At 55.5% G+C, this 13,080-nt stretch carries 12 protein-coding genes and 2 tRNA genes; 4 read left to right on the top strand and 10 right to left on the bottom strand.

From position 1 onward, the window contains the following. Positions 1-121: 121 nt before the first annotated feature. On the top strand, positions 122-403 hold the full coding sequence (gene ppiC / locus PGH32_RS23755) for a peptidylprolyl isomerase PpiC (protein WP_105595124.1): 282 nt from the start codon (positions 122-124) through the stop codon (positions 401-403). Between the two features lie 60 nt (positions 404-463). Here ppiC and ilvC read toward each other — a convergent pair whose 3' ends face one another. Further along, a complete protein-coding gene (gene ilvC, locus PGH32_RS23750; RefSeq protein ID WP_314426770.1) occupies positions 464-1,942 on the bottom strand; it encodes a ketol-acid reductoisomerase in 1,479 nt (492 codons plus the stop codon). 161 nt (positions 1,943-2,103) lie between these two features. Here ilvC and ilvY point away from each other — a divergent pair, with 161 nt between their 5' ends. Next, the gene (gene ilvY, locus PGH32_RS23745; RefSeq protein ID WP_337895361.1) at positions 2,104-2,985 is read left to right on the top strand and encodes an HTH-type transcriptional activator IlvY; all 882 of its coding nucleotides are present in this window, start codon (positions 2,104-2,106) and stop codon (positions 2,983-2,985) included. Here the strand turns inward: ilvY and ilvA are convergent. The 6 genes from ilvA to ilvL form a co-directional block, all read right to left on the bottom strand. Beyond that, positions 2,982-4,526 (bottom strand): threonine ammonia-lyase, biosynthetic, encoded by a 1,545-nt coding sequence (ilvA, locus tag PGH32_RS23740; protein ID WP_337895360.1) that lies wholly within the window; start codon positions 4,524-4,526, stop codon positions 2,982-2,984. The two genes, ilvY and ilvA, sit on opposite strands and share 4 nt — an antisense overlap. Positions 4,527-4,530: 4 nt before the next feature. Then, complete coding sequence (gene ilvD, locus PGH32_RS23735; protein WP_314426776.1) at positions 4,531-6,381, bottom strand: dihydroxy-acid dehydratase; 1,851 nt, start codon at positions 6,379-6,381, stop codon at positions 4,531-4,533. A gap of 65 nt (positions 6,382-6,446) precedes the next feature. Next, positions 6,447-7,373 (bottom strand): branched-chain amino acid transaminase, encoded by a 927-nt coding sequence (locus PGH32_RS23730; protein WP_314426779.1) that lies wholly within the window; start codon positions 7,371-7,373, stop codon positions 6,447-6,449. Positions 7,374-7,391: 18 nt separating this feature from the next. After that, entirely contained in the window at positions 7,392-7,649 is a 258-nt protein-coding gene (gene ilvM / locus PGH32_RS23725; protein ID WP_123337773.1) for an acetolactate synthase 2 small subunit, read from the bottom strand. Beyond that, complete coding sequence (gene ilvG, locus PGH32_RS23720; protein ID WP_337895359.1) at positions 7,646-9,292, bottom strand: acetolactate synthase 2 catalytic subunit; 1,647 nt, start codon at positions 9,290-9,292, stop codon at positions 7,646-7,648. The genes ilvM and ilvG overlap by 4 nt, the downstream gene beginning before the upstream one ends. Before the next feature lie 139 nt (positions 9,293-9,431). Beyond that, positions 9,432-9,530 (bottom strand): ilv operon leader peptide, encoded by a 99-nt coding sequence (gene ilvL / locus PGH32_RS23715; RefSeq protein WP_105595116.1) that lies wholly within the window; start codon positions 9,528-9,530, stop codon positions 9,432-9,434. A 337-nt stretch (positions 9,531-9,867) separates the two neighbouring features. Between ilvL and PGH32_RS23710 the strand changes: the two genes are divergently transcribed. Next, positions 9,868-11,388: a YifB family Mg chelatase-like AAA ATPase gene (locus PGH32_RS23710; RefSeq protein ID WP_314426784.1), complete on the top strand. Its 1,521-nt coding sequence runs from the start codon at positions 9,868-9,870 to the stop codon at positions 11,386-11,388. Positions 11,389-11,421: 33 nt separating this feature from the next. Here PGH32_RS23710 and PGH32_RS23705 read toward each other — a convergent pair whose 3' ends face one another. Beyond that, positions 11,422-11,760: a DUF413 domain-containing protein gene (locus PGH32_RS23705; protein WP_123337767.1), complete on the bottom strand. Its 339-nt coding sequence runs from the start codon at positions 11,758-11,760 to the stop codon at positions 11,422-11,424. 121 nt (positions 11,761-11,881) lie between these two features. Here PGH32_RS23705 and hdfR point away from each other — a divergent pair, with 121 nt between their 5' ends. Continuing rightward, a complete protein-coding gene (gene hdfR / locus PGH32_RS23700) occupies positions 11,882-12,703 on the top strand; it encodes an HTH-type transcriptional regulator HdfR (RefSeq protein WP_314426786.1) in 822 nt (273 codons plus the stop codon). Positions 12,704-12,871: 168 nt separating this feature from the next. Here hdfR and PGH32_RS23695 read toward each other — a convergent pair. Together PGH32_RS23695 and PGH32_RS23690 are read right to left on the bottom strand one after the other, a co-directional pair. Then, positions 12,872-12,947 (bottom strand) — tRNA-Trp (locus PGH32_RS23695). A gap of 7 nt (positions 12,948-12,954) precedes the next feature. After that, a tRNA-Asp gene (locus tag PGH32_RS23690) sits at positions 12,955-13,031 on the bottom strand. Positions 13,032-13,080 lie beyond the last annotated feature (49 nt).

Raw genomic sequence — 13,080 nt, 5'->3', positions numbered from 1 at the left:
CATCATTCAACCACCTGGCCGATATGGCATTAAATACCCCTGTCGCGCCGGGAAGAGCGAGCAGGTATAGTAAGCGCCATCCGGCCCACTGGGCTGACAACTGATGATTATGGAGAGCAACATGGCGAAGATGGCAGCAGCACTGCACATTCTGGTTAAAGAAGAGAAACTGGCACTGGATCTGCTGGAACAGCTGAAACAGGGTGGTGATTTTGAAAAGCTGGCGAAGAAACACTCTACCTGCCCTTCAGGGAAAAAAGGCGGGCATCTGGGCGAGTTTAAACAGGGTGCGATGGTACCGGCATTCGATAAAGTGGTGTTCTCCTGCCCGCTGATCGAGCCGCAGGGCCCGCTGCATACTCAGTTCGGCTACCACATCATTAAAGTACTGTACCGCAAATAAAAAAATGGCACCCGAGGGTGCCATTTTTCGCTCTGGCGGAGGATTAATCCGCAGAGAACATTAGCCTGCTACTGCGATACGTTTCATATCGGTCATGTAGCCACGCAGGGTGCGGCCCACGGATTCGATTGGGTGCTGGCGAATCGCTTCGTTAACGTCGCGCAGCTGCGCGTTATCAACGGTAGTAGACGTGCTTGCCGCTTTACCCAGATCGCCGGCCTGCAGCGTGGTCATGAACTCTTTCAGCAGCGGTACTGCCGCGTAGGAGAACAGGTAGTTACCGTATTCTGCGGTATCAGAGATAACCACGTTCATTTCGTACAGACGCTTACGTGCGATGGTGTTCGCAATCAGCGGCAGCTCGTGCAGTGATTCGTAGTAGGCTGACTCTTCGATGATGCCGGCATCCAGCATGGTTTCAAACGCCAGCTCAACGCCCGCTTTAACCATAGCTACCATGACCACGCCTTCGTCGAAGTAGGTCTGCTCGGCAATTTTGCCTTCGAACTGTGCTGCGGTTTCGAATGCGGTTTTACCGGTCTCTTCACGCCAGCCCAGCAGGTTTTTGTCGTCGTTAGCCCAGTCAGCCATCATACCGGAAGAGAATTCACCGGAGATGATGTCATCCATGTGCTTCTGGAACAGCGGAGCCATAATGGTTTTCAGCTGCTCGGACAGCGCATAGGCACGCAGTTTAGCCGGGTTAGACAGGCGATCCATCATCAGCGTGATACCGCCCTGCTTCAGGGCTTCGGTGATGGTTTCCCAGCCGAACTGAATCAGTTTTTCTGCGTAAGTCGCATCAGTACCTTCCGCCACCAGCTTGTCGAAGCACAGCAGAGAACCGGCCTGCAGCATACCGCACAGGATAGTCTGCTCGCCCATCAGGTCAGATTTCACTTCCGCGACGAAAGAGGATTCCAGCACGCCCGCACGGTGACCGCCGGTTGCTGCTGCCCAGGCTTTAGCAATCGCCATGCCTTCGCCTTTCGGATCGTTTTCCGGGTGAACCGCGATCAGCGTTGGAACACCGAAGCCACGCTTGTATTCTTCACGCACTTCCGTACCCGGGCACTTCGGCGCTACCATCACTACGGTGATGTCTTTACGGATCTGCTCACCCACTTCAACGATGTTGAAACCGTGAGAGTAGCCCAGCGCAGCGCCGTCTTTCATCAGCGGCTGAACGGCCTGAACAACTGAAGAGTGCTGCTTGTCCGGAGTCAGGTTAACGACCAGGTCCGCCTGTGGGATCAGATCTTCGTAAGTGCCAACCTGGAAACCGTTTTCGGTCGCTTTACGCCATGAAGCGCGTTTCTCAGCGATCGCTTCTGCACGCAGAGCATAAGAGATATTCAGGCCAGAATCGCGCATGTTCAGACCCTGGTTCAGACCCTGGGCACCACAGCCAACGATGACGACTTTTTTACCTTTCAGGTAGCTTGCTTCATCAGCAAATTCTTCGCGCGCCATGAAGCGGCATTTACCTAATTGCGCTAACTGGTTGCGCAGGTTCAAAGTGTTGAAATAGTTAGACATGGGCACTCCTGAGGTTGTGTTCGCGTTTTATTTGTTGTCCGGGCTGTCGATTTCTCCGCCCTGAATAGACCCTATCATATGACAGGAAATCTATTGCTGAAATTGATATATTAACAACGTGACATTGCATGTTCTGCAACGTAAAAACGAGGCCCGATTCCATGGATTTGCGCGACCTGAAATTATTCCTTCATCTGGCAGAGAGCCGCCATTTCGGACGCAGTGCGCGCGCCATGCACGTCAGCCCCTCCACGCTCTCCCGGCAGATCCAGCGGCTGGAAGAGGACCTGGGCCAGGCGCTGTTCCTGCGCGATAACCGCACCGTCACCCTGACCGATGCCGGTGAGCGCCTGCGCCAGTTCGCTCAACAGACGCTGTTGCAGTATCAGCAGATGCGCCACGCCATCGGGCAGAATGGCCCATCGCTGAGCGGTGAGCTGCGGCTGTTCTGTTCGGTGACCGCCGCTTACAGCCACCTGCCGCCCATTCTCGACCGCTTTCGCGCGGAGCATCCGCTGGTCGAAATCAAGCTGACCACCGGCGATGCCGCCGATGCGGTGGAGAAAGTGCAGTCAAACGAAGTGGATATCGCCATCGCCGGCCGCCCGGAGACGCTGCCCGCCAGCATTGGCTTTATGCCGCTGGGGCTGATCCCGCTGGTATTGATTGCGCCCGCACTGCCCTGCCCGGTACGTAACCAGGCAACCCTGGCAGAGCCGGACTGGGCGCAGATCCCATTTATTCTGCCCGCGCAGGGGCCATCGCGCCGCCGTATCGACCTGTGGTTTCGCCATCGCCGTATTGCCAACCCGCAAATATACGCCACGGTATCCGGGCATGAAGCGATTGTTTCGATGGTGGCGCTGGGCTGTGGTATCGCGCTGCTGCCGGATGTGGTGCTGGAGAACAGCCCGGAACCGATTCGTAACCGTATTCTGGAACTGGAAGACGTGGAGATGGTTGCGCCGTTCGAACTGGGTGTTTGCGTACAAAAAAAGCGGCTCACCGAGCCGCTTATTGATGCGTTCTGGAATCTGCTTTAACCGGCAAGGAAGAAGCGGAACGCCGGGTTGCTGGTTTCATCGTGGAAATCATAGCCCAGCGCCGCCAGATGCTCTTCGAACTGTGGTTCATTGTCGCTCAGTTCAAAGGCGGCCAGCACGCGACCAAAATCGGTACCGTGGCTGCGGTAGTGGAACAGCGAGATATTCCAGTGCGTTCCCAGCGTTTGCAGGAAGCGCAGCAGCGCCCCCGGCGCTTCCGGGAATTCGAAGCTGAACAGCCTTTCGCGCAGCGGCTTGGATGGACGACCACCGACCATATAGCGCACGTGCAGTTTCGCCATCTCGTCATCGGACAGATCGACCACCTTGTAGCCACCCTCGGTAAGAAGCTCCAGAATCTCCTGGCGTTCCTCAAGCCCGCGGGTCAGCCGGACGCCGACAAAAATACAGGCGTCATCGGCGTTGGCATAGCGATAGTTAAACTCCGTGACGGAACGGCCGCCAAGCAGCTGGCAGAAACGCAGGAAGCTACCCTGCTGTTCCGGAATGGTAACGGCCAGCAGCGCCTCACGCTGCTCGCCCAACTCGCAGCGCTCTGAGACGTATCGCAAACCGTGAAAGTTTACGTTCGCCCCTGAAAGCACATGCGCCAGGCGTTCACCTTTGATCTGGTGCTGCTGGATGTATTTTTTCATCCCGGCCAGCGCCAGTGCACCGGAAGGTTCGGCCACCGCACGCACATCGTCAAACAGATCCTTCATCGCCGCGCAGATAGCATCGCTGTCTACGGTCACGATGTCGTCGATGTATTCCTGACACAGACGGAAGGTTTCACTGCCAATCCGCTTCACCGCCACGCCTTCAGCAAACAGCCCAACGCGAGGCAGATCGACCGGCTGTCCGGCATCCAGCGCCGCTTTGAGGCAGGCCGAGTCGGTCGATTCCACAGCGATAACCTTAATCTGCGGCATCAGCTGCTTAATCAGCACCGCGACGCCGGCGGCCAGACCGCCACCGCCCACCGGTACAAAGACGCGATCGAGATGCGCATCCTGCTGCAGCAGCTCCATCGCCAGCGTACCCTGCCCGGCGATCACCATCGGGTGATCGAATGGCGGAACAAAGGTATAGCCCTGCTGTTCCGACAGCTCTATCGCCTTGGCTTTCGCTTCATCAAAGTTAGCACCGTACAGGTAAGCCTCACCGCCAAATGCCCGCACCGCGTCTACCTTGATGTCCGCCGTGGCAACCGGCATAACAATCAGGGATTTAATACCCAGTTTGGTCGCGGATAGCGCCACGCCCTGAGCATGATTTCCCGCAGACGCAGTGACAACGCCCCGCGCCTTTTGCTCTTCGGTTAGCCCGGCAATCATTGCGTAGGCACCGCGAAGCTTAAAGCTGTGAACCGGCTGGCGATCTTCACGCTTAACCAGAATAGTATTGCCGAGGCGCGAGGAGATTTTCTCCATTTTCTGCAGCGGCGTTACCTGTGCGACTTCATACACCGGCGCGCGAAGCACCGCGCGCAGATACTCCGCACCACAGGGCTGTGCGGGTAGCGGTTGAGACTCAGCCATATCTTTAGCCTCCCAGCTTGCTCTTATCGCGGACGGCACCTTTGTCGGCGCTGGTTGCCAGAGTGGCGTAGGCGCGCAGAGCAAAGGAAACCTGACGCTCACGGCCGTGTGGCGTATAAGCCTCATCACCGCGGGCTTCTTCTTCCAGGCGACGTGCAGCCAGTTCATTATCCGGCACGGCCAGTACGATGCTGCGCTGCGGAATATCGATATTGATGATATCGCCGTCTTTTACCAGCGCCATCATGCCGCCGCTGGCCGCTTCCGGAGACGCGTGACCAATCGACAGACCGGAAGTACCGCCGGAGAAACGGCCATCGGTGATCAGCGCACACGCTTTACCCAGCCCCATCGATTTCAGATAGGTCGTCGGATACAGCATTTCCTGCATGCCCGGGCCGCCTTTTGGCCCTTCGTAGCGAATCACCACAACATCGCCGGCAACCACTTTGCTACCGAGGATCGCGGCAACCGCATCATCCTGGCTTTCATACACTTTCGCCGGGCCGCTGAACACCAGGCTGCCTTCATCTACGCCCGCCGTTTTAACGATACAGCCGTTTTCTGCCAGGTTGCCGTACAGTACGGCCAGACCCCCATCCTGACTGAAGGCGAATTCGCGTGAACGGATACAGCCTTCCTGACGATCGTCATCCAGCGTATCCCAACGGCAGTCCTGCGAGAATGCCTGCGTGGTACGGATACCTGCCGGGCCAGCGCGGAACATTTTCTTCACCGCTTCGTCTTTGGTCAGCATGATGTCGTACTGGTCCAGCGTTTCACGCAGGCTCAGACCGAGGATGTTACGCACGCTGTTATCCAACAGACCAGCGCGATCCAGCTCGCCCAGAATACCGAGTACGCCACCGGCACGGTGGACGTCTTCCATGTGATATTTCTGCGTGCTTGGCGCTACCTTACACAAATGCGGCACCAGGCGGGACAAACGGTCGATGTCAGAAATATCGAAATCGATTTCGCCTTCCTGTGCGGCAGCCAGCAGGTGCAGAACGGTGTTGGTTGAACCGCCCATGGCGATATCCAGCGTAATGGCGTTTTCAAACGCCGCCCTACTGGCGATGCTGCGCGGCAATGCCGTTTCGTCATCCTGCTCGTAGTAACGTTTGGTCAGGGCAACAATGCGGCGACCGGCGTTCAGGAAAAGCTCTTTACGGTCTGCGTGCGTCGCCAGCAGCGAGCCGTTACCCGGCTGGGACAGACCCAGCGCTTCGGTCAGGCAGTTCATTGAGTTAGCGGTAAACATACCGGAGCAGGAACCGCAGGTTGGACAGGCAGAACGTTCAATCTGGTCGCTCTCTGCATCGCTGACATTAGGGTTTGCACCCTGAATCATGGCATCAACGAGGTCCAGCTTGATGATTTTATCTGACAGCTTGGTTTTACCGGCTTCCATCGGACCGCCGGAAACGAAGATCACCGGAATGTTCAGGCGCAGCGAGGCCATCAGCATTCCCGGGGTGATTTTGTCGCAGTTCGAGATACAGACCATGGCATCGGCACAGTGTGCGTTAACCATGTATTCGACCGAGTCGGCGATCAGTTCACGTGACGGCAGAGAATAGAGCATGCCGCCATGGCCCATGGCGATACCATCATCAACGGCGATGGTATTAAACTCTTTCGCCACGCCGCCAGACGCTTCGATCTGCTCAGCGACCAGTTTACCCAGATCGCGCAGGTGAACGTGGCCCGGCACGAACTGCGTAAAGGAGTTCACGACCGCAATAATCGGCTTACCGAAGTCATCATCGGTCATTCCTGTGGCGCGCCACAGGGCACGGGCACCCGCCATATTGCGCCCATGAGTGGTGGTAGCGGAACGGTACTTAGGCATGCTCTATTACTCCAGAAATCGATGGTACGCGGGCGTCAACTGACGCCCGAGAAAATGCACAGTTCTTATGAGTTAACCGGATCCAGCCAACCCCATTTATCTTCAGTTTCGCCAGTGAACAGACCGAAGAATGCAGACTGGATACGCTCAGTGACCGGACCGCGTTTACCTGCACCCACCTGGATGCCATCGACGCTACGAACCGGTGTAATTTCTGCCGCAGTACCGGACATGAACACTTCATCCGCCAGGTACAGCGATTCGCGAGAGAGTACCTGCTCACGAACTTCAATACCCAGATCCTGCGCCAGTTTGATAATCGCGTCACGGGTAATACCCGGCAGGGCCGAAGACGTGAACGGAGGGGTGAACAGAATACCGTCTTTCACTTCAAACAGGTTCTCGCCGGCACCTTCAGAAATGTAGCCCTGAGTGTCCAGTGCGATACCTTCCTGATAGCCATGGCGGCGTGCTTCGCTGCCGACCAGCAGGGAAGACAGATAGTTACCACCGGCTTTCGCGGCGGTTGGCAGGGTGTTTGGTGCAACACGATTCCAGGAAGAAACCATGGCATCGATGCCCTGCTCCAGTGCTTCAGCACCCAGGTAAGCACCCCACGGGAACGCGGCGATGATCACATCAGTGCTGTAGCCATCTGGCGGGTTCACGCCCAGACCCACGTCGCCTACAAAGACCAGCGGACGAATATACGCGCTTTTCAGGTTATTCTTGCGCAGGGTTTCGCGGCACGCTTCCATCAGCTCGTCAACGCTCTGGCTGACCGGGAAACGGTAAATTTTGGCAGAATCGCGCAGGCGCTGCATGTGTTCACGATGGCGGAAGACTACTGGTCCTTTGTGCGAGTCATAGCAACGGACGCCTTCAAATACGGAGGTACCGTAATGCAGTGCATGGGACATGACGCTCACCTTCGCCTCTTCCCACTTCACCATCTCGCCATTAAACCAGATAAAGTCAGCTTTCTTCGTCATTCTTATTTCCTTGCCCGCTTAAGCGCGGATTTGTTGTGTTGTCTGTTGTTGAACCTGAACGCATGCAACGTCCATCAGTTTACTTAACTGCGTTGACAGTAAATCGACAGAGCGCTGGCTGGCAACGGTCAATTCAATATTAATATTGTCGGTATTCGCCAGCGAAGCCATATTCATCGTGCACACCTGAAAACCACGGTGGCGGATAACACGTAAAATGCGCTCCAGTATTTCCGGGCGAAAACGCGCTTCGATAGACAATTGATGCTGCATCATGAGGTTTTCTCCATCATATTTTCGTTGCTGGCACCGGGTGGTACCAGAGGCCAGACGTTCTCATGCTCGTCAATCGCGACGTGGAGCATGTATGGCCCTTCACTGTGCAGCAAAGCGTCTAATGCGGCGTCGACCTGATCTTTACGGGTAATGCGCTGGCCGGGAATATTGAAAGCGCTGGCCAGTGTGAGAAAGTCCGGGTTATCTGAGAGATTGGTTTCGCTATAACGCTCTTCAAAGAACAACTGCTGCCACTGACGCACCATGCCCAGGCGCTGGTTATCCAGCAGCACGATTTTCACCGGCAGCTGTTTGCGCTTGATGGTGCCCAGCTCCTGTACATTCATCATGAATGACCCGTCACCGGATACGCAGATCACGGTATCATTCGGGCGGGCGACCTGTGCGCCCACGGCCGCCGGCAGGCCAAAGCCCATCGTGCCCAGGCCGCTGGAGGTGATGAAATTCTCCGGGCGGGTAAAACTCATATGCTGCGCCGCCCACATCTGGTGCTGGCCGACATCGGTGGTGACTACGCTGCTCGCCGATTTGCGGTCCGACAGCTGCTTCAGGAACAGCGGAGCAAAAATAGCTTCGCCCGGGTGATCGTAACGCCAGCCGTGATCGGCTTTCAGCGCCTTGATCTCTTCGCGCCAGGCGGCGATCTCAACCGGCTGATAAAGATCCGGCAGCAGCTTGTTCAGATCGCCCTGCAGGGCAACGTGCGCACGGCGCAGCTTATTCAGCTCCGCCGGGTCGATATCCATATGAATAACGCTGGCGTGCGGCGCGAAGGTGTCCAGCTTGCCGGTCACCCGGTCGTCAAAGCGGGCACCGACGGCAATCAGCAGATCGCACTGCTGAACGGCGAGGTTCGCGGCTTTGGTGCCGTGCATACCCAGCATGCCGAGATAGCATTCATCTTCCATATCCGGCGTTCCCAGACCTTTTAACGTCGCAACGGTGGGGATTCCGGTTTCATTAGCGAAGGCGCGCAGCGCATGCACTGCATCGGCCATACCCACACCGCCACCCACGTATAAAATCGGCTTTTGCGACTGTGCCAGCAAATGACGGGCCTGCTGAAGTTCAGCGTGAGGATGATCCTGTTCCTGCTCAACCGGCAGCAGATGGGCAGTCAGATCGCCGCTGGCCAGCTGGATGTCCTTAGGAATATCAACCAGAACGGGACCAGGACGGCCCGATTTGGCGATGGCAAAGGCTTCAGCCATCACGCTCGGCAGCTCATCGAGCGATTCCACCAGGAAACTGTGCTTGGTACAGGCCAGCGAGAGGCCGAGAACGTCGATCTCCTGGAAGGCGTCGGTGCCCATGACCGCAGAAGAGACCTGACCGGTGATGGCAACAATGGGGACCGAATCCAGCAGCGCGTCGGCAAGACCGGTAATCAGGTTGGTCGCGCCGGGGCCAGAAGTGGCGATGCACACGCCGACTTTTCCAGTTGCACGGGCAAAGCCGATAGCGGCCATGGCTGCACCCTGCTCGTGGCGGCACAGTAGGTGTTCGACACCGCCGTCATAGAGCGCGTCATAGACCGGCATAATTGCTCCACCAGGATAGCCGAATACTGTCTCGACTCCCTGTGCACGCAAAGCTTGAACCACCCACTGTGCACCATTCATAGTTATTCCCCCGCCTCTTGCTGGGAACAACAGCATTTTATGCTACTGTTCATCTTATGTTCCTCACACGTTATGTCTTGCCAAAAAAAAACCCCCGGACCTTTCGGTGCGGGGGTTCTTTCGAATTCAGACTTGATTTTTAAGCCTTTCTTTCTCCGAGCGTAGCCCCGCACGGCGTGATAATAATCACGACGACGCTAATGACGACTAGGCTAATGACTCGTAGAAGGGCTTTCATTTGGATTCTTTAAATTCACTTGTTCGAATTAATGTCTATACAGTTATCACAGTTGCGCCGGCCTGTTCAACTTTTTTCATCATTTTATTTTATGACCTCGTACGCAATTAAAGAAAAAACTTTTGTTATTCAGTGGATAACAGGATGTTGAGTTTTTTTCAATAGTCACCCGGCGCGATGGCTTTAATCCCACATAGTGGAATTCACACGCCGGCTCGCAGCGGGATGAAAGACCCTGCACCCGGACTAAATAGCTCCCGATTCACCTCACAGCAATCCCTTCTGCTGGTCGCCAGGTTGGCAATTGTTGCGCACAGTGGCACCAAAAGGAGGCTCCATGTCGCTATCTGTTGCTTACACTCGCGCGGCGATTGGCATTCAGGCACCGCAGGTTTGTGTTGAAGTCCATTTGAGTAGCGGGCTCCCCGCACTTTCCATGGTGGGTTTACCTGAAACGGCCGTCAAAGAGGCCAGAGACCGGGTGCGCAGCGCCATTATTAACTGTGGATTTTCATTCCCGGCGAAGCGCATTACCGTTAACCTGGCCCCGGCCGATTTACCCAAAGAAGGGGGAAGATTCGATCTTCCTATTGCGATCGCCATTCTCGCGGCCTCAGAACAAATACCTGCAGAGAAACTGACGCAATATGAGTTCCTGGGGGAACTGGCCCTGACAGGCGCTCTACGCGGCGTACAGGCGGTTATCCCGGCCGCACTGGCAGCTCAGGAAGCCGGCAGGCAGCTGATCCTCCCAATGGAGAATCTGACCGAGGTGGGTTTGATACAGCAGGGTGACAATTTACTCGCACGCGATTTACTGGAAGTCTGCGCCTTTTTACACGGCGGAGCTCAGCTGGAGCATGCATCAGTACAGCATGATGACCTGCCGCCTGCTGAAGGGGACCTGCAGGAAGTTATCGGTCAGCAGCAGGCCAAGCGCGCGCTGGAGATCGCTGCTGCCGGCGGGCACAACCTGCTGCTTATCGGCCCACCCGGTACCGGTAAGACCATGCTGGCAACGCGTCTGAACAGCCTTATGCCGCCGTTAAACGATCGAGAGGCGCTGGAGAGTGCCTGTATCGCCAGCCTCGTCAGGAGCGATGATATGCGTTCCCACTGGCGTCAGCGGCCGTTCCGCTCTCCCCATCACAGCGCGTCGCTATTTGCCCTGGTGGGCGGCGGCGCGTTGCCAAAACCCGGTGAGATATCACTGGCACATAACGGCGTGCTGTTTCTTGATGAGCTGCCGGAGTTTGAACGCCGCGCGCTGGACGCGCTGCGTGAGCCGCTGGAGTCCGGCGAGATCGGTATATCACGAGCCAGAGCGAAAGTGACCTATCCGGCCCGATTCCAGCTGGTCGCGGCGATGAACCCCAGCCCGACGGGATACTATAACGGCCCCCACAATCGCAGCTCTCCGCAGCAGACGCTGCGCTATCTGAGCCGCTTGTCCGGCCCCTTCCTTGACCGTTTTGATCTTTCACTGGAAGTCCCACTGCTGCCGACAGGAACATTAAGCGCGCAGAGGAGCGACAGTGAATCCAGTAGCACGGTGCGGCAACGCGTCATCAACGCTCGGGCTCGTCAGCTGAAGCGCGTGGGGAAAGTCAACGCTCTGATGAGTCATCACGAGATCAAAGACTACTGCGCATTACAGAGTGAAGATGCCGAATGGCTGGAGCAGGTACTCAATCAGCTGGGGTTATCGATAAGAGCCTGGCAACGTATTCTGAAGGTTGCACGAACCATTGCCGATCTGGCGGAGAAACGCGAAATTAACCGGGAACATTTACTTGAAGCGGTGAGTTATCGGGGAATGGATCGCTTGCTGATTCATCTGCAGAAAAGCCTGGAGTAGCCGGCATGAAAAAGGGGCCGAAGCCCCTTCATCTTAATCGTCACTATCCGAATAGTCTTCAACGCCTTCCATTTGCGGTTTACCGCCTGAAAGGGTATGAAAACGCTTGGGACGTTGAATACGGGTCATGTACTTAGACCAGACTCTTTCTGCCTCGGTTTGCGGTTCGCGCACGCCGCGGCACACCTCAATAAACAGACGCTCTTCTTCCGTCGTCGGCTCACGCTTTGCCAGATCCAGCTCGTTAAAAGCATAACCATGACGCTCAAGAAGTTGGGCTTCTTTAATGGTGAAATCTCCGTGCCGGGAAAACCCGCGGGGATAGTGTTTGTTATCAAAAAAACGACTGGTTGTTGCGAAGCTTTCCGCCATTTTACACGCTCCTAACTCTTTTAAGGCCGAGCTATTTATGGCGCGGAGTATTAGATAGGCTTGACAGAGTGTAAAACAAAACATTTAAATCATAACGACAAATGTTTTTCAGGAGATCGCTGTGGATACGGAATTACTAAAAACCTTTCTTGAAGTGAGCAGAACTCGCCACTTTGGACGTGCTGCAGAAGCACTTTATCTGACACAGTCCGCGGTCAGTTTTCGCATCCGACAGCTTGAAAATCAGCTGGGAGTGAACCTGTTTACCCGACATCGCAACAATATCAGACTAACCTCAGCAGGGGAGCGTTTACTGCCCTACGCCGAGAGCCTGATGAACACCTGGCAGATGGCTAAAAAGGAGGTATCGCACACCCAACAACATCATGAGCTGTCGATTGGGGCAAGCGCTTCGCTCTGGGAGGCATACCTGACCCCCTGGCTGCAAACGCTCTATGAACAACATGAGAGCCTGCATCTTGAGGCTCGCGTTGCTCAACGCCATCTGTTGGTTAAGCAGCTGCATGAGCGCCAGCTTGACCTGCTGATCACCACCGAAGCGCCCAAAATGGATGAGTTGACAAGCCATCAAATCGGTCATATTTCACTGACGCTCTTCCGATCGCGAAAATCAGAGAAAAAGGAGAAATATGACTACATTAAGCTGGAATGGGGTGCGGATTTTCATCAACATGAAAACTATCTGGCCGGTGCCGATGACATACCGGTGCTGACTACAACTTCAGCACACTTAACTCGTCAGCTGCTGCATACGACCGGAGCGTGCGCATTTTTGCCAGACTTCTGGGACGCGGAATATGGCGAACTTCTTCCCGTGCAGGATACGGCTCTCGTCATCAGGCCTCTTTACGCCGTCTGGTTGCAGAGTAGCGATCAGGAATCACACATTCGCCAACTCATCAAACACCCGGTCAACAGTTGACCAAATGAAGCGGATAAAAACAGCAGAAGAGCCGCTTGCGGCTCTTTATAATCGATAATCTTTACGAAAATCCCGGATCGATCAGGCATTTATTGTCACTACAGGAGGGATTTTCTGAATTTCAGGCAAAAAAAAATCCTTTGCCGAAGCAAAGGATTTTTCTCTATCTGGCAGGGGCGGAGAGACTCGAACTCCCAACACCCGGTTTTGGAGACCGGTGCTCTACCAATTGAACTACGCCCCTAAAAGGGTGGCGGAACGGACGGGGCTCGAACCCGCGACCCCCTGCGTGACAGGCAGGTATTCTAACCAACTGAACTACCGCTCCACCGATTCTGTACTGATATCAGAAAACGTCTGATTTCAGGTGTTTCGCC

Origin of the sequence: Erwinia sp. SLM-02 (genome assembly GCF_037450285.1) — a bacterium.
GTDB lineage: Bacteria > Pseudomonadota > Gammaproteobacteria > Enterobacterales > Enterobacteriaceae > Erwinia.
The sequence above is the reverse complement of the archived record's forward strand: the minus strand, read 5'-3'. Positions and strand labels throughout refer to the sequence as shown.

Coding starts and splice junctions, on each gene's coding strand:
- ilvC (WP_314426770.1), bottom strand. CDS start 1,942: ATGTCTAACTATTTCAACACTTTGAACCTGCGCAACCAGTTAGCGCAA.
- PGH32_RS23730 (WP_314426779.1), bottom strand. CDS start 7,373: ATGACGAAGAAAGCTGACTTTATCTGGTTTAATGGCGAGATGGTGAAG.
- ilvY (WP_337895361.1), top strand. CDS start 2,104: ATGGATTTGCGCGACCTGAAATTATTCCTTCATCTGGCAGAGAGCCGC.
- ppiC (WP_105595124.1), top strand. CDS start 122: ATGGCGAAGATGGCAGCAGCACTGCACATTCTGGTTAAAGAAGAGAAA.
- PGH32_RS23705 (WP_123337767.1), bottom strand. CDS start 11,760: ATGGCGGAAAGCTTCGCAACAACCAGTCGTTTTTTTGATAACAAACAC.
- ilvA (WP_337895360.1), bottom strand. CDS start 4,526: ATGGCTGAGTCTCAACCGCTACCCGCACAGCCCTGTGGTGCGGAGTAT.
- ilvL (WP_105595116.1), bottom strand. CDS start 9,530: ATGAAAGCCCTTCTACGAGTCATTAGCCTAGTCGTCATTAGCGTCGTC.
- ilvM (WP_123337773.1), bottom strand. CDS start 7,649: ATGATGCAGCATCAATTGTCTATCGAAGCGCGTTTTCGCCCGGAAATA.
- PGH32_RS23710 (WP_314426784.1), top strand. CDS start 9,868: ATGTCGCTATCTGTTGCTTACACTCGCGCGGCGATTGGCATTCAGGCA.
- ilvD (WP_314426776.1), bottom strand. CDS start 6,381: ATGCCTAAGTACCGTTCCGCTACCACCACTCATGGGCGCAATATGGCG.
- ilvG (WP_337895359.1), bottom strand. CDS start 9,292: ATGAATGGTGCACAGTGGGTGGTTCAAGCTTTGCGTGCACAGGGAGTC.